At 63.1% G+C, this 22996-nt stretch carries 28 protein-coding genes and 1 CRISPR repeat array (1 of these 29 only partly in view); of the genes, 12 read left to right on the top strand and 16 right to left on the bottom strand.

What is annotated here, in order from left to right:
- Positions 1-158 precede the first annotated feature (158 nt).
- From N5J71_RS00505 to N5J71_RS00480, 6 genes are all read right to left on the bottom strand, one after another.
- Positions 159-500: a HopJ type III effector protein gene (locus N5J71_RS00505; RefSeq protein ID WP_074856232.1), complete on the bottom strand. Its 342-nt coding sequence runs from the start codon at positions 498-500 to the stop codon at positions 159-161.
- The gene (locus tag N5J71_RS00500; RefSeq protein ID WP_003462466.1) at positions 497-790 is read right to left on the bottom strand and encodes a DUF1244 domain-containing protein; all 294 of its coding nucleotides are present in this window, start codon (positions 788-790) and stop codon (positions 497-499) included. Before N5J71_RS00500 ends, N5J71_RS00505 begins: the two co-directional genes overlap by 4 nt.
- A 65-nt stretch (positions 791-855) precedes the next feature.
- A complete protein-coding gene (folX, locus tag N5J71_RS00495; protein WP_003462464.1) occupies positions 856-1227 on the bottom strand; it encodes a dihydroneopterin triphosphate 2'-epimerase in 372 nt (123 codons plus the stop codon).
- Positions 1227-1787 carry a GTP cyclohydrolase I FolE gene (folE, locus tag N5J71_RS00490; RefSeq protein ID WP_003462453.1) on the bottom strand — a complete coding sequence of 187 codons (561 nt, stop codon included), beginning with the start codon at positions 1785-1787 and terminating at the stop codon, positions 1227-1229. The genes folX and folE overlap by 1 nt, the downstream gene beginning before the upstream one ends.
- A gap of 22 nt (positions 1788-1809) precedes the next feature.
- Positions 1810-2520: a dihydromonapterin reductase gene (folM, locus tag N5J71_RS00485; RefSeq protein ID WP_074856236.1), complete on the bottom strand. Its 711-nt coding sequence runs from the start codon at positions 2518-2520 to the stop codon at positions 1810-1812.
- 317 nt (positions 2521-2837) lie between these two features.
- Positions 2838-3404 carry an antibiotic biosynthesis monooxygenase gene (locus tag N5J71_RS00480; protein ID WP_075749080.1) on the bottom strand — a complete coding sequence of 189 codons (567 nt, stop codon included), beginning with the start codon at positions 3402-3404 and terminating at the stop codon, positions 2838-2840.
- 367 nt (positions 3405-3771) lie between these two features.
- On the opposite strand from N5J71_RS00480, the gene N5J71_RS00475 reads away from it, so the two are divergent.
- Positions 3772-4725: a MerR family transcriptional regulator gene (locus N5J71_RS00475; protein ID WP_075751177.1), complete on the top strand. Its 954-nt coding sequence runs from the start codon at positions 3772-3774 to the stop codon at positions 4723-4725.
- 21 nt (positions 4726-4746) lie between these two features.
- Here N5J71_RS00475 and N5J71_RS00470 read toward each other — a convergent pair whose 3' ends face one another.
- Positions 4747-5355: a hypothetical protein gene (locus N5J71_RS00470; protein WP_279916053.1), complete on the bottom strand. Its 609-nt coding sequence runs from the start codon at positions 5353-5355 to the stop codon at positions 4747-4749.
- A gap of 65 nt (positions 5356-5420) precedes the next feature.
- Entirely contained in the window at positions 5421-5867 is a 447-nt protein-coding gene (locus tag N5J71_RS00465; RefSeq protein WP_003462439.1) for a PAS sensor domain-containing protein, read from the bottom strand.
- A 102-nt stretch (positions 5868-5969) separates the two neighbouring features.
- Here N5J71_RS00465 and N5J71_RS00460 point away from each other — a divergent pair, with 102 nt between their 5' ends.
- From N5J71_RS00460 to N5J71_RS00425, 8 genes are all read left to right on the top strand, one after another.
- Complete coding sequence (locus tag N5J71_RS00460) at positions 5970-6419, top strand: flavodoxin (RefSeq protein WP_003462436.1); 450 nt, start codon at positions 5970-5972, stop codon at positions 6417-6419.
- A 187-nt stretch (positions 6420-6606) separates the two neighbouring features.
- Entirely contained in the window at positions 6607-7383 is a 777-nt protein-coding gene (locus N5J71_RS00455) for a class II aldolase/adducin family protein (protein ID WP_003462432.1), read from the top strand.
- Positions 7380-8273 (top strand): alpha/beta fold hydrolase, encoded by an 894-nt coding sequence (locus tag N5J71_RS00450; protein WP_279916052.1) that lies wholly within the window; start codon positions 7380-7382, stop codon positions 8271-8273. The genes N5J71_RS00455 and N5J71_RS00450 overlap by 4 nt, the downstream gene beginning before the upstream one ends.
- Positions 8266-8796 (top strand): DUF1569 domain-containing protein, encoded by a 531-nt coding sequence (locus N5J71_RS00445; protein WP_125835480.1) that lies wholly within the window; start codon positions 8266-8268, stop codon positions 8794-8796. Before N5J71_RS00450 ends, N5J71_RS00445 begins: the two co-directional genes overlap by 8 nt.
- Before the next feature lie 106 nt (positions 8797-8902).
- Positions 8903-9175: a hypothetical protein gene (locus tag N5J71_RS00440; protein WP_084340571.1), complete on the top strand. Its 273-nt coding sequence runs from the start codon at positions 8903-8905 to the stop codon at positions 9173-9175.
- A gap of 111 nt (positions 9176-9286) precedes the next feature.
- The gene (locus N5J71_RS00435) at positions 9287-10198 is read left to right on the top strand and encodes an SDR family oxidoreductase (protein ID WP_279916051.1); all 912 of its coding nucleotides are present in this window, start codon (positions 9287-9289) and stop codon (positions 10196-10198) included.
- A gap of 233 nt (positions 10199-10431) precedes the next feature.
- Complete coding sequence (locus N5J71_RS00430; RefSeq protein WP_125835482.1) at positions 10432-11013, top strand: DJ-1/PfpI family protein; 582 nt, start codon at positions 10432-10434, stop codon at positions 11011-11013.
- A gap of 154 nt (positions 11014-11167) precedes the next feature.
- Complete coding sequence (locus tag N5J71_RS00425; protein WP_017675012.1) at positions 11168-11470, top strand: ribbon-helix-helix domain-containing protein; 303 nt, start codon at positions 11168-11170, stop codon at positions 11468-11470.
- 235 nt (positions 11471-11705) lie between these two features.
- On the opposite strand, the gene N5J71_RS00420 is transcribed toward N5J71_RS00425, so the two are convergent.
- From N5J71_RS00420 to N5J71_RS00390, 7 genes are read right to left on the bottom strand one after another with little or no spacing between them, the layout of a single operon-like run.
- Positions 11706-13193, bottom strand: coding sequence for an ATP-binding protein (locus N5J71_RS00420; protein ID WP_125835483.1), 1488 nt, complete (start codon positions 13191-13193; stop codon positions 11706-11708).
- Positions 13190-13846: a response regulator transcription factor gene (locus N5J71_RS00415; RefSeq protein WP_075749065.1), complete on the bottom strand. Its 657-nt coding sequence runs from the start codon at positions 13844-13846 to the stop codon at positions 13190-13192. Before N5J71_RS00415 ends, N5J71_RS00420 begins: the two co-directional genes overlap by 4 nt.
- A 27-nt stretch (positions 13847-13873) precedes the next feature.
- Positions 13874-14524 (bottom strand): tetratricopeptide repeat protein, encoded by a 651-nt coding sequence (locus N5J71_RS00410; RefSeq protein ID WP_279916049.1) that lies wholly within the window; start codon positions 14522-14524, stop codon positions 13874-13876.
- Between the two features lie 11 nt (positions 14525-14535).
- Positions 14536-15327, bottom strand: a complete 792-nt coding sequence (locus N5J71_RS00405) for an SDR family oxidoreductase (RefSeq protein ID WP_206407661.1) — start codon at positions 15325-15327, stop codon at positions 14536-14538.
- A gap of 4 nt (positions 15328-15331) precedes the next feature.
- Entirely contained in the window at positions 15332-15991 is a 660-nt protein-coding gene (locus tag N5J71_RS00400) for an iron-containing redox enzyme family protein (RefSeq protein ID WP_106734475.1), read from the bottom strand.
- Positions 15988-17436, bottom strand: coding sequence for an AMP-binding protein (locus tag N5J71_RS00395; protein WP_206407662.1), 1449 nt, complete (start codon positions 17434-17436; stop codon positions 15988-15990). The genes N5J71_RS00400 and N5J71_RS00395 overlap by 4 nt, the downstream gene beginning before the upstream one ends.
- Positions 17420-18109, bottom strand: coding sequence for a thermostable hemolysin (locus N5J71_RS00390; protein ID WP_084340580.1), 690 nt, complete (start codon positions 18107-18109; stop codon positions 17420-17422). The genes N5J71_RS00395 and N5J71_RS00390 overlap by 17 nt, the downstream gene beginning before the upstream one ends.
- Positions 18110-18336: 227 nt before the next feature.
- Between N5J71_RS00390 and N5J71_RS00385 the strand changes: the two genes are divergently transcribed.
- On the top strand, positions 18337-19383 hold the full coding sequence (locus tag N5J71_RS00385) for a PDDEXK nuclease domain-containing protein (RefSeq protein ID WP_279916048.1): 1047 nt from the start codon (positions 18337-18339) through the stop codon (positions 19381-19383).
- Between the two features lie 66 nt (positions 19384-19449).
- Here N5J71_RS00385 and N5J71_RS00380 read toward each other — a convergent pair whose 3' ends face one another.
- Complete coding sequence (locus tag N5J71_RS00380; protein WP_104728951.1) at positions 19450-19848, bottom strand: nuclear transport factor 2 family protein; 399 nt, start codon at positions 19846-19848, stop codon at positions 19450-19452.
- Between the two features lie 111 nt (positions 19849-19959).
- Here N5J71_RS00380 and N5J71_RS00375 point away from each other — a divergent pair, with 111 nt between their 5' ends.
- Both N5J71_RS00375 and N5J71_RS00370 read left to right on the top strand, forming a co-directional pair.
- Positions 19960-20550, top strand: coding sequence for a GNAT family N-acetyltransferase (locus tag N5J71_RS00375; protein ID WP_279916047.1), 591 nt, complete (start codon positions 19960-19962; stop codon positions 20548-20550).
- Positions 20547-21416 carry a carbon-nitrogen hydrolase family protein gene (locus N5J71_RS00370; protein WP_279916046.1) on the top strand — a complete coding sequence of 290 codons (870 nt, stop codon included), beginning with the start codon at positions 20547-20549 and terminating at the stop codon, positions 21414-21416. Before N5J71_RS00375 ends, N5J71_RS00370 begins: the two co-directional genes overlap by 4 nt.
- 57 nt (positions 21417-21473) lie before the next feature.
- Positions 21474-22996: direct repeats of the CRISPR family, unit length 29 nt; unit sequence CGGTTCATCCCCGCGTATGCGGGGAACAC (it continues 657 nt past the right edge of the window).

Raw genomic sequence — 22996 nt, 5'->3', positions numbered from 1 at the left:
TCGACTCCATGCCGAGCGCGAAACAGGAGGGAAGGGCGCTTGCGCGCAGAGCACATTCCCTCGTGCTCCATGTTTGTTGTGGCGCGCAGCATAAAGCGACAGCGATGTGATGTCTGTCAGCTTTTGCTGACAGTTGCGCAGGTTTTTGCGCTATAGATTCAGGCTTTCGGCTTCAGCGGTTGCTGTTCGAACTTCACGCCGTCCAGGCCATGCACCATCAGCGCGCGGATGTTGCCGTGGTCGCTGCCTTGCGGCGTGGCCAGCACGCTGCGGTAGTGCTCGCCGAAGGCACGCAGCGCTTCGTCCTTGCTCAAGCCTTCCAACAGGGCCAGACCCAGAGTCTTGCAGGAGCCTTCGTTCTGGCCCGCGGCGTTTTCCACGTCGCCATTGCGGAAGGCGCTGGGCTGATAGTCATAGTGCGCGGCGACGAAGGCCAGGGTTTCACTGAAGGCGTAGTCGTCCTGCTGCAGGCGGCTGCGCAGTTCTCTCAGGGCGGTCATTCATGCTTTCCTTTTGCAAAGGCGGCTTGCTGTTCGGCGGAGGCTTCTTTCTGATATTTGGCTTTCCAGTCGGCATAGGGCATGCCGTATACGGTCTCGCGAGCCTGGTCGGCGCTGACCTCGATACCGAGGTCGTCGGCAGCGGCCTTGTACCATTTGGACAGGCAGTTGCGGCAGAAACCGGCCAGGTTCATCAGGTCGATGTTCTGCACGTCAGGACGGCTGCGCAGATGCTGCACCAGTGCGCGAAAGGCTGCAGCTTCCAGTTCGAGGCGTTCTTGCTCGGTCATGGTGGGCTCTCCGGTATTAGGTGGCGGCGATGATAAGAGCCTTGCTGGAGAGCGACAAGCCGCTGTCAGCGATGGCCGGCCAGGGTGATGGATACCGACTCGGCGAAGCGCAGGGCATGCGGTTTGTCCACTTCCACTTCGGCATAACGCACGGCCTGATGGGTCATCACCAGGTCGAGGATTTCCTGGGTCAGGCGCTCGAGCAGGGCGAAGCGATTGCCTTCGACATGGGCGATGATCGCCTTGGTGATGGTGCGGTAGTTCAGCGCATGCTCGATGTCGTTGACCTCTACCGCATCGACGGCGGGGTAGAGGATGGTTAGGTTGATCAACACGTCCTGCTTGTTGTTGATCTCTTCTTCCTTGATGCCGATGTAGGTGCGCAGGCGCAGGTCCTTGACGCGGATGCGCGCCATTCCGGGTTCCAGTCGCGGCATTAGTTGTTCCGTCCGATCAGTTGCAGGAATTCGTGGCGAGTGTTGCAGGACTCGCGGAAGGCGCCAAGCATCACCGAGCTGCTCATCACCGAATTCTGCTTCTCCACGCCACGCATCATCATGCACATGTGCTTGGCCTCGATCACCACCGCGACGCCAGCGGCGTTGGTCACCTGCTGGATCGCATCGGCGATCTGCTTGGTGAGGTTTTCCTGGATCTGCAGGCGCCGCGCGTACATGTCGACGATGCGCGCCACCTTGGACAGCCCGAGCACCTTGCCGGTGGGGATGTAGGCGACATGCGCCTTGCCGATGAAGGGCAGCAGGTGGTGTTCGCACAGCGAGTACAGCTCGATGTCCTTGACGATCACCATCTCGTCATTGTCGGACTCGAACAGTGCGCCGTTGACGATCTCGTCCAGTGACTGCTGGTAGCCATGACACAGATACTGCATGGCCTTGGCCGCGCGTTTGGGCGTATCGAGCAGACCCTCGCGCTCCGGGTTTTCACCGAGGCCTACGAGAATCTCGCGGTATTGCTGGGAAAGAGGTTGGCTCATGGCAGTGTCCTGAGCAGCCGCTTCACTTGAGGTGGCGGCCGCCGTTGAGGGTAAGGGTCGTTCCGGTTACGTAGGAGTTGTCCAGCAAATAGCGCAGTGTCTGGTAGAAGGGCTGCGGGCCGGGTTCTATGCCCAGCGCCGATTTGGCCAAGGTCTTGGTGCGGTAGGCGTCGTCATCACCATCGTTGAACATCAGCAGTGCTGGCGCGATGGTGTTGACCTTGATGCGTGGAGCAAAACGCGCGGCGAACGACAGTGTCAGGCTTTCCAGGCCCGCCTTGCTGGCGCAGTAGGCGGGGCGATTGGCGCTGCCCTTGCGGACCACGTCGTCACTCACATGCACGATGTCGGCGTGATTCGACTGCAGCAACAGCTCGCTGCAATGCAGGTTGATCAGATACGGCGCGAGCATGTGCACGCTGAACAGCTGGCGAAAGGCATCGGCTTCTTCGCCGGGTGTTTCGGCCTGCCACTGCGAGGCGTTGTGCACGATCGCGCGCAGGCCATTGCACTGCAACTTGACCTGTTCGATGAACGCCATGATGCCGCTCTCATTGCTGAAATCCGCCTGCAGAGCGATGGCACCGCGCTCACGCAGCCGCGCAATGTCGTCGCGGTTCTGGCGGTAGCTGATGATCACCGGCTGGCCTTCGTCGAGCAGGCGTTCGGCGCAGTAGAGGCCGACCCTCTGGCCGGCGCCGGTGATCAGGATGGGGAAGCTGGCAGCGCTCATGTGCAACTCGTGAGAAAGAAATGAAGGCCTGGCTCGTACCGCCTCGGGATACCTGACCAGTGGCAGGCGCTACTCACCAGACCGTGGATAAAGCTATACCAGAGCTGCAGGTTGTACAACCCTGTGCGACATGTGGTTTTGCTATCAGGCTGAGTGGATTTGCCTATTTTGCTGAGTTTTAAGGGTTTTTACTGAGGAGGTGGGGAAGGGGTTTTTGTACTTTACCTGTACGAATTACTGTTTTTGTACAGATATTGGCTGCTTGTACAACGAAATCGGCCAGCACGAGGCTGGCCGATTGGTAGAAGTGGATGCTTTCAGGGCTTGCCGATGCTGGCGGCTCGCCTGCTCAGGCGCTGCGGATGGTTATCTTGTAGCCAGGGTTCCAGCAGGCGAGTGGAAAGCGGGATGAACCAGTAGGTCATCAGTGGCGTCAAGGCCAGCGTCGACAGCAGCACGCGGGTGACCAGCGAAAGGTCGGCGAGCCAGGGGCCGAACAGCAGGTTGAAGGCCAGGGACACCGGAAAGAACGCCAGCCAGATCGCCACGCTCTGCTTCCAGCGCGGAGCCTGGCGGTGGGCGCTACCGAACCAGGCATCGAGGCCGACTGCGCGCTTTTCCTGCGGTTGGGCGAAAAGTCCCGCACCACGCTGCAGCCACGCCTGGCGCGAAGCGGAATGCTCCCAGGAGGCCATGGTCTGTTCGTCGCTGAAACGGAAAACGATCTGGAACTCATCATCGCCGGCAGGCGGTGCCAGTACGCCGGAGCCGAGGTAGCCAGGGAAGTCGGTGGCCAGGTGTTCGCCTTCACGCAGCCAGGCGATGAAGTCGTGATAACGACCATTGGCGACGCGGCGCGCCACCATCAGGGTTACGGGGGACATTGTGTATCTCCTCGAGTATTGCCGTCAGCCGGGGTGTGGCGTAGGGCGCGATCAAGCACGGGGTGGTGTGCTCGACGAAAATTGCAGCAAGGATTATTCCCGTTTCGTGAAAATTAGCCAGCCCCGCCTGACAAGGGGCTCCAGACGGGTTAAAGGAGAAACCTTGATCGGGATTTGCACCATTCAAGGGCATGGGCTGTGTGCGATGGTTCGGTGAAGGGCGTCAGGCATGGATAAACATCGCGCTTGAGGCTGCCGTTATCCTTGTTGTTGTGCTTGGTATGGTTTTGTACATATCTTGCACAATGCCAGTGAGCAGTTGCTGGGTTACAATTGCCCAATATTCGTTGCCGTGATGCCCGAAGCCATGCCCGAACTCGCCTCCGTCACATCGCTCGCGTCCAGCGCTTTGAAGCAGGAAGAGCTGTTCCCCATCCGCGAAGTTTCTCGCCTTACCGGCGTCAATCCGGTCACCCTGCGTGCCTGGGAGCGGCGTTACGGCCTGATTCAACCGACGCGTACCGATAGCGGCCATCGTCTCTACTCGCAGGCCGATATCGATGCGGTGCGCAGCATCCTCGCCTGGATCGAACGTGGCGTCGCAGTCAGCAAGGTCGGCTCGATCCTGGCCAAGAGCGCCAGCAGTCGCAGCGTCGCCACGCCGGCCTACAACGAAGTCAGCAGTGACGACTGGAATCAGTGGCAGGGCCAGGTGCGTAGCGCGCTGCAGAACTTCGATGAGCCTAGTCTGGAGCGCTTGTATGGGCAGATCTTCTCCTGCTATCCGCTGCCGGTGGTGTTCCAGGATATTTTCATGCCGGTTTGGCAGGAACTGCTGCTGCGTCAGGACGAAGTCGGCCTGCGCGGCGAGTGGCTGATGCTCGACGGCTTCCTGCGTGGGCGCTGCTGGCAGCGTCTGCAATTGGGGCGTGATGATTCGCGTGAGCGCGTGCTGCTGGTGGCGCTACCTGGCCACTGCCGGGAACTGGAGTTGCTGGTTGCAGCGTTGCTGCTGGGCAATCAGGACGTCGACGTGTCGGTGATGGGGCCAGGCGTACCCATGACCGATCTGGCCCTGGTCTGTGAACGCATGCAGCCCCAGGCGCTGGTGGTCTTCAGCAACCAGCCGCCAGGCGAGGAGTTCCCGCGGCAACTGGCGCGCCTGGCGCTGGGCTTGGAGTGTCCGCTGCTGCTGGCCGGTGACAGTGCCGATCTGGCGGAGGAAAGTCTGGCCGGTTCGGCCATTGCCTGCCTGGGTAATGAGGGACGCCTGATGCAACGTCGTATGCAGCAGTTTCTGGCTGGCCATCTCGATACCTGAGGTGGTCCAGGCTACTGAGCGTCAGCAGACTGCTGCGGTCTGCGACTGTTGTCCGCTGTGCTGTTCGAACAGGTACTGACGCAGAGTTTGCTCATCTTCCGTATGTAGCGTCTGCAGGCTGTAAGCGTAACGCTTCTGGCTGACGCGTCTTGCGAGCCGCGCGCGCAGTTGAACGCGACGCTCCTGGGGCAAAAGCAGTTGCAGCAACTGATCCTTGGCCGGCGTGCCTGTTTTGCTGTATTCCACCAGGATTCCATTGTTCGATAGCTCCAGCGCCTTCAGGCCACTGGGCTGGTCGCTGTCGTCCAGCAGTGCTAATGCCGTGGGCAGGACAAGACGCCATGGGCGTTCGCTTACCCCTTGTTCGAAGATCAGCGGGGCGCCCAGCTCCAGGCGTGACTGACTGTGGTCGTCTTGGATCAGGTGCAGGGGGAAGCTCAGATGCTGATTGTCGGTATGCGTATCCAGGCTTAGCTGTTCTTCGTTGCCCAGGCGAGCCAGCAGCTCACTGAGTCGTTTGCCCAGAGCCAATGACGGCGCTGCGTCAGGGCGCCGCTTTTGCGGAGGTTTGAAGAGGATCTTCTGGATGAAATCCAGTTCGTCCTGAGTCAGCAGCGGATCGCTTTGCATGGGATGATACTGCACGGGTTCAAACCCATCTGACTGCGCTGACGAAGGATAGTTTTATCCGTTCGTCAGCTTTTCAGGCGCGCCAGCTCGGCCTTCAACTCGGCGACCTCTGCCTCCAGCTCACGCACCCGCTGCTTGGCTTCGACCTGTTCGGTAACATCCTTCTGGATACCGATGTAGTAGGTCAGCTGGTCGCTTTCGTTCAGCACCGGAGTGATCGATAGCTCGTTCCAGAACGCGCTGCCATCCTTGCGGTAGTTACGAATGATCTGTCGGCAGGGCTTGTTCGCCTTGACCGCTTCGCGAATGGCCTGCAGGCCGAGCTGTGCACGGTCAGTGCCCTGCAGGAAACGGCAATCCTGATAGAGGATGTCATCGCAGGGGTAGCCGGTCAGGCGCTCGAATGCCGCGTTGGCGTAGATCAGAATATTGTCTTCGCCCTCCTGCTCGGCCACCACGATCCCATCGTTGGAGGCGTCGACTACCAGTTGCAGCAGTTTGGCATTGATCATGAGTCCGGTTCCGCGATGGTTATGGGCTGCATTCTAAAACATCGGGTCGGGCTGTCCACTTGCGGCATAATGCGCGGCGTTTTTCCTGTTTCCGGAGTTGTCATGAAAGTCGCCATTCTCTCGGGCTCGGTCTACGGTACGGCCGAGGAAGTCGCTCGCCACGCCGAGCGCCAGCTCAAGGCCGCCGGGCTGGATGCCTGGCACAAAGCGAACGTGAGCCTCGAGGAGCTGCTGGCCTTCGCGCCGGACGCCTTCCTTACCGTCACGTCCACCACTGGCATGGGTGAGCTGCCGGACAACCTGCTGCCGCTGTACAGCGAAATCAGAGACCGTTTGCCGGCCTGGAGCGGCAAACCGGCTGCGGTGCTGGCGCTGGGCGACTCCAGCTATGACACCTTCTGTGGCGGCGGTGAACTGATGCGTGAGTTGTATGCCGAGCTGGGCCTGCGCGAAGTGGTGGAAATGCTGCGCCTGGACTCCAGCGAAACCGTCACGCCTGAAACCGATGCCGAACCCTGGCTGCAAGCCTTCGTGGCGGCGCTGAAGGCCTGACGTGCCCCAATACCCCGAGCTGGTTTGACCGGCGATAAAAGCGGCGAATACCTGCCTATCGCACCGCGGCGCGTCAGCGCCGTGACCCGCAAAGCCATCAAGATGGCTGCCAGGGCAACTACCGCCAGCGACGCGCCTGGCTAGACTGCGGACACCACCGACCAACAAGAATATCGAGGTGACCGCCGTGAATGCTCCGCTGAAACTCCCTGCCGTGAAGAATCTGGTTTCCGAGGCCGAATGGCGTGCACGCGTCGACCTCGCCGCCTGCTACCGGCTGATCGCCCTCTATGGCTGGGATGATCTGATCTTCACCCATATCTCTGCCAAGGTACCGGGTACGGAAGATTTCCTGATCAACCCCTATGGCCTGATGTTCCACGAAATCACGGCGTCGAGCCTGGTCAAGGTCGACCTGGCGGGCAACAAGCTGATGGACAGCCCGTTCGACATCAACCCGGCCGGTTACACCATTCACAGCGCCGTGCACGAGGTGCGCCACGATGTCGGCTGCGTGCTGCACATTCACACCCCGGCGGGCATCGCCGTGTCGGCGCAGAAGCAGGGCTTGCTGCCCCTGTCGCAGCAATCGCTGTTCGTCCTCGCCAGCCTGGCCTATCACGGCTATGAAGGGGTGGCGCTGAATCATGACGAGAAAGCGCGGCTGCAGGCGGACCTGGGCGACAAGAACTTCATGATCCTGCCCAACCATGGGTTGCTCACTGCTTTCGGCGGCATCGCCGACGCCTTCCTCGGCATGTTCATCCTGCAGCGTGCCTGTGAGATCCAGGTCATGGCGCAGAGCGGCGGTGCCGAGCTGATCCATATTCCGCAGCAGATTCTCGACGGTGCGCGGGCGATGATCGCCGGTGTGATGAAAACGCCACAGGGCATGGGGGGCTCGCTGCCTTGGCCGGCGCTGCTGCGCAAGCTGGACCAGCAGATGCCGGGTTACGATCAGTGAACGGGCTGCCAGGCATCGCCCTGGATGATTGGCGCGCGCAAAGCCAGGCTTTTCACTTTCGTGGTCACACGATTCGTTACTGGACCGCTGGAGACACGCAAGCCCAGCCGCTACTGCTGATTCACGGCTTTCCCAGCGCCAGCTGGGACTGGCATCGCCTGTGGGCGCCGCTGGCCGAGCGTTACCGGCTGATCGCCTGCGACATGCTGGGCTTCGGTTACTCGGCCAAGCCGCGCGGGCATGCCTACAGCCTGCTGGAACAGGCCGATCTGCAGCAGGCACTGCTGGCCCATCTCGGCGAGCGGCGCCCGCTGCATGTGCTGGCTCACGACTATGGTGACAGCGTTACCCAGGAGCTGATCGCGCGGCATCAGGAGGGGCAACTGCAGCTGGCGGGTTGTGTGTTCCTCAACGGCGGTCTGTTCCCCGAAACCCATCATCCGGTGCGGGTGCAGAAGTTGCTGCTCGGGCCGCTTGGTCCGCTGCTCGGGCGCCTGTTCTCACGACGCAAGCTGGCACAGAGTTTTGCCCGCATCTTCGGCCCGCACACCCAGGCCAGTGAGGCCGAACTGGATGCCCTGTGGCAACTGGTGGCCTACAACAACGGCCCGGCGGTGATGCATCGTCTGATTCGCTACATGCCCGAGCGCCGCCAGCAGCGGCAACGCTGGGTGGCAGCGATGCAGGCGACGACCCTGCCGATGCGGGTGATAGATGGCGCCTTCGATCCCATTTCAGGAGCGCACATGGTGGCGCGTTACCGTGAGTTGATCGCGGACGCCGACACGGTGCTGCTCGACGGCATCGGCCACTATCCGCAGCTGGAAGCGCCGGCTGCGGTGCTCGATCATTACCTGCAATTTCGCCACGCAAGGAGCTTGCATGCGTAGACGTACCCTGTTGAAAGGCGCTGCGCTCGGTGGCGTCGCAGCGCTCGGAGTCGGTTACTGGGCGTTGCCTGCGGGGCTGCGACCGGCGGCTGTCAGCCTGGAGGGCGCGCGCCAAGTGTTGGCGGACCTGCACGGCAAGACGCTGCAAAGTATGCGTGGCTGGAGTCCGGCCGAGGTGTTCAATCACTGCGCGCAGAGCATCGACTATTCAATCGACGGTTATCCCGAGCTGAAGCCGGCCTGGTTTCGTCACAGTGTCGGGCCAGCCGCATTCGCCGTGTTCAGCGCCCGTGGCGCCATGCGTCATCCGCTGGATGAAGCGATTCCCGGCGCCGCCACGCTCAGTGAGCCGGCCAGTCAGGCGTTGGCGTTGCAGCGCTTGCAGGCGGCGTTCGAACGCTTTGCCGGTCATGAAGGCGAGTTACAACCGCACTTTGCCTACGGTGCGCTCGATCATGCCGAGTATGCCGAGGCGCACGTGCTGCACCTTTACAACCACCTGAGCTTGATCCGCATTGCTTGATCACGCGTGAATTTGAACCAGTTGGCGCTGAAACAATTTTTGTCGAACCTCTGCCGCCGAGAATGACTCAGTAACTCTGTCACTCACAGGAAAGTAGAGGTTAACCATGAACAAGAAGTTATCTGCACTGCTGCTGAGCGGGATTCTGGGCGCGATGGCTTTGCCTGCCTTCGCTAGCAGCGACACCAATGCTCCGGGAACTCCGGGGACTACCACGCCGACCACTCCGGGCGACACCAATCCGATGAACCCGGGCGATGACGGTGAGGGTATCCCGCCTGTTCAGGGGCCCAACACCGATGGCAACCCCGGTGGTGATGGGGCTGGTTCGGGTGATGGCAGCGGCGGCGACGGCTCGGGTTCCGGCGCCGGTAACTGAGCCGCATAAGGTCGCATTATCGGCCGTCATTCAGCAGCCCCGCGCGCCTTGTGAAGCGCGTGGGGCTGTTTGACACTCGGCGCATCACAACCTGCCCCGAGGACGCTGTCGATGAGCGATGCCATCCGTTTCGAAGATCAAGTAGTCATAGTCACCGGTGCCGGAGGTGGCCTGGGCCGTGCCCATGCACTGTTGTTCGCCCGCCACGGTGCCAAGGTGGTGGTCAATGATCTCGGTGGTAGCACTCACGGTGAAGGAGCCAACGTCTCTGCTGCCGACAAGGTAGTGGAAGAGATTCGCGCCTTCGGTGGGACCGCGGTGGCCAACCATGACTCGGTGACTGACGGCGACAAGATCGTGCAGACCGCGCTGGATCATTTCGGCCGTATCGATGTGCTGGTCAACAACGCCGGTATCCTGCGCGACAAGAGCTTCCACAAGATGGAAGATGCCGACTGGGATCTGGTTTACAAGGTCCATGTCGAAGGCGCCTACAAGACCACTCACGCTGCCTGGCCTCACTTGCGCGAGCAGAACTTCGGCCGGGTCATCTTCACCTCGTCCACATCTGGTATCTACGGCAACTTCGGTCAGAGCAACTACGGCATGGCCAAGCTTGGCCTGTACGGGCTGACGCGCACCCTGGCCATCGAAGGGCGCAAGAACAACATCCTGGTCAATGCCATCGCCCCCACCGGTGCCACGCGCATGACCGAAGGATTGATCCCGCCGCAGGTGTTCGAACAGCTCAAGCCCGAGTTGGTCAGCCCACTGGTGGTGTACCTCGGCAGCGCCGCCTGCCAGGACACCGGTGGTCTGTACGAGGTCGGTGGTGGTTGGGTTGGCAAGGTGCGCTGGGAGCGCAGCCTTGGCGCAGGCTTTGATCCCAAGGCCGGTTTCAGTCCCGAGGATGTCGCGGCGCAGTGGCAACGTATCTGCGATTTTGAGGGTGCTGCGCACCCGGCCGACAACGTCGAGGCGCTCAAGGAAATGATGGCGAACCTGCAGAAGTACGCGCTCTAGGCCGCAGGCCATCACTGAAAGGCCGGTAGCGATCAGGCAACGCGGTGTTTCGTGGTCCGGCTCCGGGGCGAGGCTTGGCCAGGCCATGCAGCTCTGGTTCGCGGCGGGGCGCCGCTCCTACACAGTCGGTATATCGACGCTTGACTGTTTGCTGAGTAGTACCCGGCTGTTACCTGTCGGAAGAAATAGGGGCGAATAATGGCGTTCGTTCCACCTACTTTCAGGAGACGATCATGGCTGCCAAGAAGATTCTCATGCTGGTCGGCGACTACGCCGAGGACTACGAAACCATGGTGCCGTTCCAGGCACTGCAGATGGTTGGCCATACCGTGCATGCGGTCTGCCCGGACAAGGTGACCGGGCAGACGGTACGCACCGCCATCCACGATTTCGAGGGCGACCAGACCTACAGCGAAAAGCCCGGCCACAACTTCGCCCTCAACTATGACTTCGCCAAGGTGCGTGCTGACGACTACGACGCGCTGCTGGTACCCGGTGGCCGCGCCCCCGAGTACCTGCGCCTGAACGCCGATGTCATTGCCTTGGTCAAGGCGTTCGCGGCGGCTGACAAGCCCATCGCTGCCGTTTGCCACGGTGCCCAGCTGCTGTCGGCAGCAGGAGTGCTGGAGGGACGTGAATGCAGCGCCTATCCTGCTTGTGCGCCGGAAGTGGCGCTGGCCGGTGGCAAGTACGTGGAAATCCCGGTGGACCAGGCGCACGTACAGGGCAAGCTGGTCAGCGCGCCGGCTTGGCCCGCGCATCCGGCATGGCTGGCGGCGTTTCTCAAGGTGCTGGGGACTGAAATCCGCTTGTGAGCAGCCGGAGCCCGGATGCAATCCGGGCGCATCATCGCCGGCATTCACGCATTGACTGCACCGGGCTATGGCGCGAGCAAGACGTAGGGCGGGTGCAACCCGCCAGTCCATACGTGGCGGGTTGCACCCGCCCTACCTTTCAGGAGCACGACCGATGTGCGAACTCTATGTAAAGGCCGACCCGATCCTCTACGAATCGCGCTCACGCTCATTGCGCATCCGCGGTGTGGTCACCACGTTGCGTCTGGAAAATCAGTTCTGGGACATCCTGCGCGAAATCGCCGAAGTCGATGGCATGACCACCAACCAGCTGATCGCCAAGCTGCATGACGAAGTCATGGATTTTCGCGGCGAAGTGGTCAATTTCGCCTCGTTCCTGCGCGTCAGTTGCACCCGCTACCTGGCACAGAAGGCCGGGCGTCAGGTGCCGCTGAGGGTGGTTGGGGCGAGCGGCTGAGTCACTGGTACATCCAGAAGTTCGGATGTTCCTGCGCGTTCGGGGTGTTCGGTTGCTGGCTAGGCTGGGAGGGTTGGAAGAAGCGTTTGATCAGGCTCATGCGACGTTACTCCTGTAGGGGTTGTTGAACAGGTGTGCATGATCGGAGATGCGCTTCGATTGATAAAACGGATTGTCTCTATCTTGACGATTGGGTATGGCTATACCTGATCTTTATACGTGCCGTCGCGATCACTCAAGCATGGTCGCCGGGACGCCGGGGCAGGCGCACGCTGACGCGCAGGCCGCCAAGCGGTGACTCGTCCAGGGCGATGCTGCCCTGATGCAATTCCACCACGCGGCGCACGATGGACAGCCCCAGGCCAGCGCCCTGGCCTTCGCCAACGCGGAAGAATCGCTCGAACAAGCGCTCGCGCAATTCCACCGGCACGCCTGGGCCGCTGTCGAGCACTTGTAGCACCAGCTCTTGCGGCGTGGCCTGGAGTTGCACCTGAATGCAGCCACCTGCCGGGGTGTACTGCACGGCATTGCTCACCAGATTCTGCAGCAGGATGCCCAGGCTCGGGGCATCGGCTGGTAGCTGGTAGTCGGCGGGCTCCTGGGCGTCGAGAATCAGTTCTTGCTGGCGATTGAGCGCCAGTGGCGTCAGCTCGGCCAGTTCACTGCGCAGGAAGGCCAGCAGGTCGAGGTCACTCATGTTCAGGCGCACGCCATTGGGATCCAGCCGCGCCAGGGTCAGCAGCTGCGCGACCACACGGGTCGCTCGGTCGACACCGCTACCCAGCTGTTTTAGCGCCCCTTCGCGGTCGCTTGCGTCTGGCGCTTCCAGTGCGTTCTGGGCGTGGATACGCAGCACCGCCAAGGGCGTACGCAATTCGTGGGCAGCATCGGCGATAAAGCGTTTTTCCTGTTCCAGCAGTTGGTTGACCTGCATCAGCAGGCGGTTGAGCGCGGCCGCCATCGGTTCCAGTTCATTGGGTAATGGCGGGAAGACCAGAGGCGCCAGATTATCCGGGGCGCGGCCGCGAATGGCATCGGCCATGCGCTTGAGCGGATACAAACCCCAGCCCACGGTCAGCCACAGCAGCAGACCGACGATGGGCAGGCCGATCAGCAGCGGCTGCAGGCTGCGTTTGGCAATCTTGTCGATCAGCTCGCCGCGCACGTCCTCGCGCTCTCCGGCCAGTACCCAGTGGTAATCGCGGCTGTCATGCAGCACGAACACGCGCCAGTTGTGCTCCCCGATGGTCAGGGTGTGGTAGCCGATCAGGTAGCGGGCCAATTGCGCCAGGCGCTGCTGCATCGGCTGGTCGTTGTCCGGCAATACCAGGCCGAGCTGCTTGATCATGTCGTTGAGCAGCCCCGGCGGGGCGCTGGCCGACTGGAACAGCAGCTCGCCATCGTCGTCGAGCATCTGGAAGGCCAGCTTGCCTTCGTATTCGTGGCCGAGCAGGTTGTCCGGGTTGCGCGAGCTGTGCAGCAGCAACGCTTCGTCGAGCACCGCCTGCATCTCGCGGCGCTCGTTCTCGGTGAGGTCGTGGCGTACCAGCCCCATGAGCAGGCGCGCGGTCTGCGACAGCTGGGCGTCGAATAGCTCGCGTACTTCATGCACCGAGTCGTTGTAGATCTTGTGACTGATCAGCCCGAAGCTGCCGGCAACCAGCAGCAGGAGCAGGGCGAGCAGACGGGTGCGGATGGAGCCGAAGGTTTTCAGCAACCTCATTTGTCCACCAGATAACCGACGCCGCGCACGGTGCGGATCAGCTCCGGGAAGAATTTCTTGCGCAGGTGGTGCACGTGCACTTCCAGGGCGTTGCTCTCCACTTCCTCGTCCCAGCCATAGAGCGCCTGTTGCAGTTTGTCGCGAGTCAGTACGCGACCGGGCTGGATCAGCAGCTCATGCAGCAGGAGGAACTCCTTGCGCGGCAGGTTGATGGTCTGGCCCTGGTATTCGACCACCTGGCTGGCCGGGTCGAGGCTGATACCGCGGTACTCCAGCGCCGGTTGCGGGCGCTGGAAACTGCGGCGCAGCAAGGCGCGCAGACGCGCCTTGAGTTCGGCTACGTCGAAGGGCTTGATCAGGTAGTCGTCGGCGCCGGCATCGAGGCCGGCGATGCGGTCGCTGGTGGCGTCACGGGCGGTGAGTACCAGCACCGGCACCGGGTTGGCATTGGCGCGCAGGTGCTTGAGCACCTGCAGGCCATCCATGCGCGGCAGGCCGAGGTCGAGAATGGCCAGCTCGAAGCTCTCGTGGCTCAGGGCGTGCAGCGCGCTGGCGCCATCCTGCAGCCAGTCCACGGTATAGCCTTCGGGTTTCAGCGCGGTGCGAATGCCTTCGCCCAGGGCCTGATCGTCTTCGACGAGAAGAATGCGCATGGCAACTCCTGTAGGGGGGCGTCCGAGTTACTGGAGTTTACTCTCGACTTGCCGCAAAAGCGCTGTGGCTTCTGCGCGGCGGCCCTTGTCGGCCAGTTCGCGGCCTGGGCGATCCTTGGCGGCCAGGGCTTTCTCCAGTGCGGCGCGGGATTCCTCGTAGCGTTTCTGCCGTTGCAGGTAGTCGCCGTAGAAGTAGTTGGGGTCGAGGCCTTCCGGGTTGATCGCCAGTGCCTGCTGGAGCATCTGCTCGGCCTTCTCGTCATCGCCGAAGCCGATCGGCCAGCCCGGTACTTGATAGTACAGGCTGCCGAGGCTGGTGTAGGCCGAACCGGCCAGGGCTTGCGGGTCGATGACCAGCGCCTGTTCCAGGCTGGCCTTGGCTTCCTTGACCAGGCCCAGGGCGCCGAGGCCACCCTTGGCACCGGCCTCGGTGCTGAGGATGATGCCGCGCCAGATCAGCAGCTCAACTGCCTTGGGCTCGCTGACCAGGGCCGCGTCGGCTTGCGTGACGAGCTTGGCGAAGGCCTCTTCACGCTGCTTCTCCGGCGTCTGGTAGTTGATCTCTGCCCAACGTGTCTGCAACTGATGCAACTGAGCTTGGCCGTTGTCACTGAGGGCGAAGGCGGGCAGGGCGGTGAAACCGAGGGCGGCGATGATCAGGGTGCGAAATGCGTTCACGGGAAATCTCCTCAGTGCTTGTGGCGGGCAAAGCGTTGAATGATCGGCAACTGCTTGCGCAGGGCCTGGTCGACCACGCGTGGCAGCAGGCCGTTGAGGCGCACGAACAGGCGTTCCGGCCAGCCCAGGTGACGTTCCTCCTGCTCGCGGCGGATGGTGTCGAGCAGTTCCTCGGCCACCTGCGCGGGGTCGTCCATGGCCACGCCAAGCTCATCGTTCATCGCCACCACGCTAGGGGCGTTCATCGACGTGCGGGTGGCGCGCGGTGCGAAGTAGAGGACGCGTACGTGAGTGTCGGCCAGTTCGCGGCGCAGGGCCTCGGAGAAGCCGCGCACGGCGAACTTGCTGGCACAGTAGGCGGCAAAGCCGGGGTAGCCGATGGCGCCGAAGGTGGAGCCGACGTTGATCACCAGGGCACGCCGTTGCGCGCGCAGCAATGGCAGCAGGCGTTGGGTCAGTTGCAGCGTGGCGGTGACGTTGAGGCCGATCAGCTCGGCGATCTGCTGCTCGTCCTGCTGGTCGAGCAGGCCGAAGCGGTTGACTCCGGCCGCGTTGATCAGGCAGTTCAGCCCACCGAAGTTCTGCGCCGCCGCCACCAGCGCATCGCGCCCGGCGCGGGTGCCGATATCGGCCTGGACCAGCTGAATCTGTTGCGGATAGCGCTTGAGGAGCGCTTGCAGGGGCTCCAGGCGACGGCCCACCAGCAGTAGATGGGCGCCTTCGCTGGCCAGACGATACGCCAGGGCCAGACCGATACCACCACTGGCACCGGTGAGCAGGGCACGGCAATCCGTCGGTTGCATGACCTTACTCCTCGCTCGACAGCGGCAGGCTGCGGAACATGTCGCCGTACAGGCGGTAGACGACCTTGGCGGTGTGCACCACGGCGGCCTTGTCATCGTCGTTGTCCAGTTGGTTCATCAGCTTCTTGAAGAATTCGATGTGCTCCAGGTCCAGACTGCCGTGGGAGTTGAGGTAGCTGAAGGCCTTGTTCGGCAACTGCAGCTTGTCCTGGATGATGCCGGCGGCCTGGGTGGCCAGGGCGATGCTGGTGCCTTCGAGTACATTGACCATGCCGAAGAAACTCACCGGATTGTGCCGGGCGATACGGTCGTAGACGTAGGCCACCATCAACTCGGTCGGCAACTGCGGAGTGCCATGGCGCACCGCTTCTTTATCGGCACCACAGGCGGCGATGTCATTGAGGATCCACTCCTGGTGGCCGGTTTCCTCCTCGATGTACTCGGCGATGGCCTCGCGCAGCCATTCCAGGCGTTCCGGCAGGCGTGCGCCACAGGCCATCAGCAGCGGTACGGTGTGCTTGACGTGGTGGTAGGCCTCGGTAAGGAAGGCAATGTAGCTGCGCAGGGCGACCTGGCCGGTCATGGCCTGCTGGATGATCGGTGCGCCGAGCAGGTAGTCGCGCTCGGCCTGGGTCTGGGCCAGCAGGGATTCATAGAAGCTCATGCGTGTACTCCTTCTGCCACCAGGTCATGGATGGCGCTTTGGTAATGGTTGAACAGGGCGGCGCGGCGCAGACGACCATTCGCTGTAGCCAGGTCATTGCTCGCGCTGAAAGGGGCATCGGCGCGCAACCAGTGGTGCACGCGGGCGTAGTCCGGGAGGCCGTGATTGACGGCGTCCACGGCTTCCTGCAACTGCGCATCAGGGGTATTGGCGAAGCGCGGCACCAGCACTGCGACGTTGGCTGGCAGCGCCTCGCCGTGCAGCCAGGCCTGGGCGATGGGCAACTGTTGCATCAGCTCGGACTCGACCCATTCCGGATTGACGTTGCGCCCGAAGGCGGTGATGAACTGATGTTTTTTGCGCCCGTGCAGCACCAGAAAACCGTGCTCGAAATGACCGAGATCGCCGGTGCCCAACCATTCGCCTTGCGGCGCCGGCTCACCGAGGTAGCCGAGCATGCGGGCGCCCTTGACCAACACTTCGCCGTCAGTTGCCAGGCTCACCTGCAGGTGGCCAAGCGGCTGGCCGGTGCTGCCGATGCGGCGCTGTTCGGGCGTGTTCAGGCACACCACCGAGGCACATTCGGACAGTCCGTAACCTTCGAAGATTGGCAGACTCAACGCGTCGGCGCGCTCCAGCAACTGCGCGGAAACCCGGCCACCACCGACGGCGACGAAACGCAGCGAATGCGGTACCGGCAACTTGCGCTCGCTGGCGCTGACCAGCGCCAGCAGCAGTTGTGGCAACAGGATCAGACTGTGCGGTTGAGCGGCGTGCAGCGCCTGGAGAAAGCGCGCCAGGTCGAAGCCACTGGCACCGGTCAGGCCGATCTGGGCCATGGGCATCAGTTCGATCCGGGCGCCGGCCAGCAGCGGCGCGTAGACCCCGGCGATGTTCTCCAGCAGGGTGGCCAGCGGCAGGATGCACAGGTGCCGCTGCACCTCGCGGCTGGCGCTGGCCTTGACCAGGCTGTCGGCCACCGCCAGTTGCGTGTCCAGGTCCAGGCACACGCCCTTGGGTTGACCGGTGGTGCCGGAGGTGTAGGTGATCTTGCAGGTGCCGGCGTGCAGCTCGGCCGGTTGCGCCACCATGCGTCGATGAATGTCGTTCTCGACGGTAGCGAAACCAGGAGCGCCGTTGCCGATCAGGCAGTCGATGCCGGCACTGTCGAGCACGTGACGCTGCTGATCGGCAGAGAAGAACGCCGGCACCGGTACGCAGACCAGGCCTGCGTGCAGCACAGCCAGGTCCCACAGCACCCAGTCGATACCGTTGTCCAGGGCCAGTGCCACGCGGTGGGCGCCGAGGGCCCGCAGGTGCCTGCCTCGTGCGGCGACCGCACCGAGCAGCTCGGCGTAGGTGAGGGTGCGTTCGCCTTCGGCCAGGGCGATGTGCGTACCGAACTCGCCGAGGCGGGCGAAGAAGGATTCAGCTGCAGACCACATCGGGCATGTCCTCCAGGGCATACAGCGGTTGATGACCGAGACGCGGATAGGCACCCAGCTGCAGTAGGCGCTGATGGCCGCCGTGGATGTCGCCGGCCATCACCAGCGGGCGGTTGTCGTAGTAGCTGCCCCAGTCGGCCAGCTCCTCGCCCATGCGCGCCGGATCGGCTTCGCCGAGGGCGATTGGAGTCAGGCCCAGGCGCTGGAAACTGTTGAGCAGGGTCGGGGTACCGGTGAAGGTGACCCAGCGAAAACCCAGAGCCACCAGCAGGTCGGTCAGTGCGACGATCAGCAGGCGCGCGGCGCCGGGGCTGTCGGCGGCCAGGTTGCCGACTTCCACCAGTTCGCCACGACCGGGTTCGGTATTGCCCAGGCGCGACCCGATGGCGGTCTGGATCGGTTCGTTCAGGTAGCGTTCGAGGAACAGCGGGCCGCTGTTGCCGCTGCGCACGCCGACTGCGCCGAGCAACTGCCCGATCTGGTTTTCCAGGCCGAACAGGCAGGGCATGAAGTGACGGATGCGTGCGCCGTGCTGCAGTTCGAAGCGTTGGCGGATGAACTGCTCCAGGGCAACGCGACGTGCGCTGCCAGGGGAGGCCAGGTGGAGTTCGTAACTATCGCCGCGCCCGATACGGGCAACGGGACGATCATGCTGCGCCCAGGGTAGTTCCATGCTCGGAACCTCGGTGATGAACCTGGGGGCGATTGTGTGAGGGGCTGGCTTAACGCTGTATTAAGACTTTGCAAAATGTTTCAGGCTTATGGTCTCGGCGTTGGCCATCGCAGATGAATCCGCTCACAAAGGGCTCGAACACTGGCACTTGGCCGGTTGAGTGGGTAAGTTTCGGACTGAATGGGCCATCGCTGGCAGGATCAACACCGAGCATTCAGGGAGGAAAGATGGCGTCACTCAATGCTGACCCCAAGCTGCAACCTCTGCTCACCGAACTGGCCGAGCTGATTCGCCAGGCACGGCAGCAGGCAGTGCGGGCCGTGGATACGATTCAGGTGCAAACCTGCTGGGAAGTGGGCCGGCATATCGTCGAGTTCGAGCAGGCTGGGCAGGCGCGTGCCGCCTACGGCAAGAAGCTGCTGCCGACGCTGGCCAGTGAGCTGACGGCTGAGTTCGGTAAGGGCTTCGATGCCTCTAACCTGCGCTACATGCGTCTGTTCTACCAAGCTTTTCCGATTCGTGACGCACTGCGTCACGAATTGAGCTGGACGCACTATCGCATCCTGCTCAAGCTGGACAGCGACAGTGCACGGCAGTGGTACATGAACGAGGCCGCGACGCAGAACTGGAGTACCCGTGCGTTGGCGCGGCAGATCGGTACGCTGTATTACGAGCGCCTGCTGGCCAGCCAGGATCGCGCGGCGGTCGAGCAGGAGGCGGCGAGCAAGCTGCAGGCCCTGGGCAAGAGCCCGCGTGAGTTCGTGCGCGATCCTGTGCTGCTGGAGTTCCTCGGCCTGCCCAATGCCGGCACCATGCTGGAGGGCGAGCTGGAGCAGGCGCTGATCGACCAGTTGCAGAGCTTTTTGCTGGAACTGGGCAAGGGTTTCGCCTTCGTCGGCCGGCAGCAGCGCATCAGCACCGAGAGCAAGGATTTCTATATCGACCTGGTGTTCTACAACTACCTGCTCAAGTGCTTCGTCATTTTTGACCTCAAGCGCGGCGAGCTGACCCATCAGGACATCGGCCAGATGGACATGTACGTGCGCATGTTCGATGACCTCAGGCGCGGCCCGGAAGATGGCCCGACCGTGGGCATCATACTCTGTGCGCAGAGGGATGCGTCAGTGGTGCGTTATTCGGTGCTGCAGGGCAATGAGCAACTGTTCGCCAGCAAATACAAGCTGGTGTTGCCCAGCGAAGAAGAGCTACGGGCCGAGCTGGATCGGGAGCGAGCGCGGCTGGCCGAGCAACGTGGGCTGTACTGGGTTCACTGAGCTGGGAGGGGGTTGTGCATCAGGGCACCGAGCGGCTGCCAGGCTCGGCCCCGGGCCTGAGGATATTCAGCCGACCTGCGCAACCCAGTCATTGAGGTTATAGTAGTTGCTGATGCGCGCGACCTTGCCGTTTTTGATCTCGAAGAAGGCGCCGGCCGGCAGCACATAGGTCTGGCCATTGGCCGGCGGCAGGCCCTCGTCGTTGGCCAGGTATTCGCCGTGTACCACGAACTCGGCAGCGGCGCGGTCGCCTGCAGCGTTCTGCATGACCACGATGTCATCCAGGCGCTCGCGGTAGCAACGGTTCATCTTGTTCATGAAAGCGGCGAAGGTGGCCTTGCCGACCTGACGTTCACCCTGGTTGATGTCGTGCACCACGTCGTCTGCCAACAGGTCGAGGAAGGCGGGCATGTCGCCGGCGTTGAAGGCAGCGTAGTAGGCCTGAACCAGTTCGGTGGCGGTCATGGCTAAGTTCCTTTCGTGGCGTGGTTAGTGGTTCGTTGGCCCGCATGATAAGTTCACCGTTTACCGCTGGTATAGCTGCTGGCGTCACCCTGTTGCTGGCGAGCGACTGCAATGGATATCCGACTGCTCCGGGGCGCGGAGATCGAACCCCATATCGACGACCTGGCGCGCCTGCGCATCCAGGTGTTCCGCGAGTTTCCCTACCTCTACGACGGCAACCTCGACTACGAGGCCGAATACCTGGCCACCTACGTGCGCAGTGCCGATAGCCTGTGCGTGCTGGTACGTGACGAGGGGCGTGTGGTCGGCGCGTCCACGGCACTGCCGCTGGCTGATGAAACCGAGGAATTTCAGCAGCCATTCACCGCCGCGGGCTGGAATCCGGCGCGGATTTTCTACTGCGCCGAATCGGTGGTCCTGCCGGCCTGGCGCGGGCGTGGCCTGGGCATGCGCTTCTTCGTCGAGCGCGAGGGCCATGCACGCGCGTTGGGCGGTTTCGACTGGTGCGCCTTCTGCGCCGTGCAGCGCCCCGTCGATCATCCGCGGCGGCCAGCCGACTATCAACCGCTGGACGCCTTCTGGGCGCGGCGCGGCTATCGCCACCAGCCGGCGCTGCGCACCGAGTTCCACTGGAAGGACCTGGACGAAGCCCAGGAAAGCGCCAAGGCCATGTCCTTCTGGCTGAAGGAGCTGGGTGCATGATCCGCCTCGCCGCCTGCCAGTACGCCATCGAACTGCACGAGACCTTCGACGCCTACGCCCGGCACCTGGAGACGCTGTGTCGCGAGGCGGTGGAGCAGGGCGCCCAGCTGCTGCTGTTGCCCGAATACGCCGGGCTGGTGCTCAGCGGCCAGCTCGATGCGGCCCGGCGCAGCGACCTGCACGGCTCCATCGCCGGCGTGCAGCCGCTGATCCCGGCCTGGCTGGCGCTCTGCGAGGAACTGGCGAGGCGCTGGCGCATCCATCTGCAGCCCGGTTCCATGCCGGTGCGCGACGCCGACGGCGCCTACCGCAACCGTGCCTGGCTGTTCGGACCGGACGGCTGCCTGGGACACCAGGACAAGCTGATCATGACCCGCTTCGAGCGCGAGCAGTGGAGCATTCAGGGCGGGCAGGGCCTGCGGGTATTCGACACGCCCCTGGGGCGGCTGGGCATCCTGATCTGCTACGACAATGAATTCCCCCTGCTGGCGCGCCGGCTGGCCGAAGACGGCGCCGACCTGATCCTCGCGCCCAGCTGTACCGACACCGAGGCCGGCTTCTACCGGGTGCGCATCGGCTGTCAGGCCCGCGCCCTGGAGAACCAGCTTGCCGTGCTGCACGCCTCGACCGTCGGCCTCGCGCCCTGGTCGCCGGCGCTGGACGAGAACTACGGCCGCGCCGCCCTCTACGTCCCCTCCGACTACGGCATGCCGCCCAGCGGCGTGCTCGCCGAAAGCCCGGAACTCTGCCCGGCGCAAAGCCGCTGGCTGATCGCCGACCTGGACCTGGACGAGGTCCGTCGCGTACGTGAGCAGGGGCAGGTGTTCACCCGACGGGATTGGCCGGAGCAGTTCGGAGCAGGGTAGTAAGGTCGGTTCCTCTGCGGACGCGAGGGATACGCCCGCGCAATGCTCGGCCAATTGTGGTTCATCCCCGCGTATGCGGGGAACACGGCTGCGGTGCCGTCAGACCAGCCCAGCGCCCACGGTTCATCCCCGCGTATGCGGGGGAACACGTAAACAGCCGCGCCATGCTGTTCATGTCGAGCGGTTCATCCCCGCGTATGCGGGGAACACCGGATTCGCCATCTTCAGCTCGAAGTTGGCTCCGGTTCATCCCCGCGTATGCGGGGGACACGCCGTATGTTTGTTCTGGACGTCCAGCATGCGCGGTTCATCCCCGCGTATGCGGGGAACACATATCGCAAGAAAGCCCTCGCCTCCATGGCGGCGGTTCATCCCCGCGTATGCGGGGAACACACCTGCCAGCGCCTATGGCTAAGCCAGATACCCGGTTCATCCCCGCGTATGCGGGGAACACCATCTCTATCCGAGAACTCCCCGGCAACCACGCGGTTCATCCCCGCGTATGCGGGGAACACGGAGCCAGCTGTGACAGTGCGGAGGTGTTCTCCGCGGTTCATCCCCGCGTATGCGGGGAACACCGGCAAGGGCAAGACGGAGGCGGGCTTGTTTCCGGTTCATCCCCGCGTATGCGGGGAACACTCGTTCGCCCAGGCGTCCCAGCAGGGTGAGAACGGTTCATCCCCGCGTATGCGGGGAACACGCCAGGCGGACGGTCTCCAACTGGATGACTGTCGGTTCATCCCCGCGTATGCGGGGAACACTGACCTGGACGACACCTCGCCCAGTCTCGCGTCGGTTCATCCCCGCGTATGCGGGGAACACACTGACGCCCAGGGAGACGGAGCGCCTGCAGGGCGGTTCATCCCCGCGTATGCGGGGAACACAGCGCTGTCAGCCTCGCCCGGCACTGATCGGCCGGTTCATCCCCGCGTATGCGGGGAACACGAGCGCGTGCCGCCGACACTGCAGGGTCCGGGCGGTTCATCCCCGCGTATGCGGGGAACACCGCTCACTCGGCGTCACGAAATCCGGCCGGGGCGGTTCATCCCCGCGTATGCGGGGAACACCGATCACCAAAGGTCGTCAAATGGGCACCATTCGGTTCATCCCCGCGTATGCGGGGAACACCGCGCGTGATCCGCAACAGCCCCGAGGATCGGCGGTTCATCCCCGCGTATGCGGGGAACACAGCCGGCGGATTTCGCCAAGGGCAGCATCCACCGGTTCATCCCCGCGTATGCGGGGAACACGTGAACCGCACCGAGCACGACGTATCCCGCGCCGGTTCATCCCCGCGTATGCGGGGAACACGCGCGTGCTGGAGCCGTCCGTGGGCGTGGGCAAGGTTCATCCCCGCGTATGCGGGGAACACCTGATCAGTTGGGCAGCCAGGATCAGCCGGATCGGTTCATCCCCGCGTATGCGGGGAACACCTCCCTCCCCGCTGCACTGCGCGCCCCAGGTGCGGTTCATCCCCGCGTATGCGGGGAACACGATACGCTGGATAAGGCCGGAAATTGACGGCACGGTTCATCCCCGCGTATGCGGGGAACACCCGGGTCCGGGGTGGCGTCGATGGG

It is taken from the genome of Ectopseudomonas oleovorans (assembly GCF_029845265.1).
GTDB lineage: Bacteria > Pseudomonadota > Gammaproteobacteria > Pseudomonadales > Pseudomonadaceae > Aquipseudomonas > Aquipseudomonas oleovorans.
This window is presented reverse-complemented; position numbering and strand designations above follow the sequence as displayed.

Bases quoted from the DNA above. Each gene is read 5' to 3' on its own strand.
- N5J71_RS00505 (WP_074856232.1), bottom strand. From the start codon at position 500: ATGACCGCCCTGAGAGAACTGCGCAGCCGCCTGCAGCAGGACGACTAC.
- N5J71_RS00500 (WP_003462466.1), bottom strand. From the start codon at position 790: ATGACCGAGCAAGAACGCCTCGAACTGGAAGCTGCAGCCTTTCGCGCA.
- folX (WP_003462464.1), bottom strand. From the start codon at position 1,227: ATGCCGCGACTGGAACCCGGAATGGCGCGCATCCGCGTCAAGGACCTG.
- folE (WP_003462453.1), bottom strand. From the start codon at position 1,787: ATGAGCCAACCTCTTTCCCAGCAATACCGCGAGATTCTCGTAGGCCTC.
- folM (WP_074856236.1), bottom strand. From the start codon at position 2,520: ATGAGCGCTGCCAGCTTCCCCATCCTGATCACCGGCGCCGGCCAGAGG.
- N5J71_RS00480 (WP_075749080.1), bottom strand. From the start codon at position 3,404: ATGTCCCCCGTAACCCTGATGGTGGCGCGCCGCGTCGCCAATGGTCGT.
- N5J71_RS00475 (WP_075751177.1), top strand. From the start codon at position 3,772: ATGCCCGAACTCGCCTCCGTCACATCGCTCGCGTCCAGCGCTTTGAAG.
- N5J71_RS00470 (WP_279916053.1), bottom strand. From the start codon at position 5,355: ATGCAAAGCGATCCGCTGCTGACTCAGGACGAACTGGATTTCATCCAG.
- N5J71_RS00465 (WP_003462439.1), bottom strand. From the start codon at position 5,867: ATGATCAATGCCAAACTGCTGCAACTGGTAGTCGACGCCTCCAACGAT.
- N5J71_RS00460 (WP_003462436.1), top strand. From the start codon at position 5,970: ATGAAAGTCGCCATTCTCTCGGGCTCGGTCTACGGTACGGCCGAGGAA.
- N5J71_RS00445 (WP_125835480.1), top strand. From the start codon at position 8,266: ATGCGTAGACGTACCCTGTTGAAAGGCGCTGCGCTCGGTGGCGTCGCA.
- N5J71_RS00440 (WP_084340571.1), top strand. From the start codon at position 8,903: ATGAACAAGAAGTTATCTGCACTGCTGCTGAGCGGGATTCTGGGCGCG.
- N5J71_RS00435 (WP_279916051.1), top strand. From the start codon at position 9,287: ATGAGCGATGCCATCCGTTTCGAAGATCAAGTAGTCATAGTCACCGGT.
- N5J71_RS00430 (WP_125835482.1), top strand. From the start codon at position 10,432: ATGGCTGCCAAGAAGATTCTCATGCTGGTCGGCGACTACGCCGAGGAC.
- N5J71_RS00425 (WP_017675012.1), top strand. From the start codon at position 11,168: ATGTGCGAACTCTATGTAAAGGCCGACCCGATCCTCTACGAATCGCGC.
- N5J71_RS00420 (WP_125835483.1), bottom strand. From the start codon at position 13,193: ATGAGGTTGCTGAAAACCTTCGGCTCCATCCGCACCCGTCTGCTCGCC.
- N5J71_RS00415 (WP_075749065.1), bottom strand. From the start codon at position 13,846: ATGCGCATTCTTCTCGTCGAAGACGATCAGGCCCTGGGCGAAGGCATT.
- N5J71_RS00405 (WP_206407661.1), bottom strand. From the start codon at position 15,327: ATGCAACCGACGGATTGCCGTGCCCTGCTCACCGGTGCCAGTGGTGGT.
- N5J71_RS00400 (WP_106734475.1), bottom strand. From the start codon at position 15,991: ATGAGCTTCTATGAATCCCTGCTGGCCCAGACCCAGGCCGAGCGCGAC.
- N5J71_RS00395 (WP_206407662.1), bottom strand. From the start codon at position 17,436: ATGTGGTCTGCAGCTGAATCCTTCTTCGCCCGCCTCGGCGAGTTCGGT.
- N5J71_RS00390 (WP_084340580.1), bottom strand. From the start codon at position 18,109: ATGGAACTACCCTGGGCGCAGCATGATCGTCCCGTTGCCCGTATCGGG.
- N5J71_RS00385 (WP_279916048.1), top strand. From the start codon at position 18,337: ATGGCGTCACTCAATGCTGACCCCAAGCTGCAACCTCTGCTCACCGAA.
- N5J71_RS00380 (WP_104728951.1), bottom strand. From the start codon at position 19,848: ATGACCGCCACCGAACTGGTTCAGGCCTACTACGCTGCCTTCAACGCC.
- N5J71_RS00375 (WP_279916047.1), top strand. From the start codon at position 19,960: ATGGATATCCGACTGCTCCGGGGCGCGGAGATCGAACCCCATATCGAC.
- N5J71_RS00370 (WP_279916046.1), top strand. From the start codon at position 20,547: ATGATCCGCCTCGCCGCCTGCCAGTACGCCATCGAACTGCACGAGACC.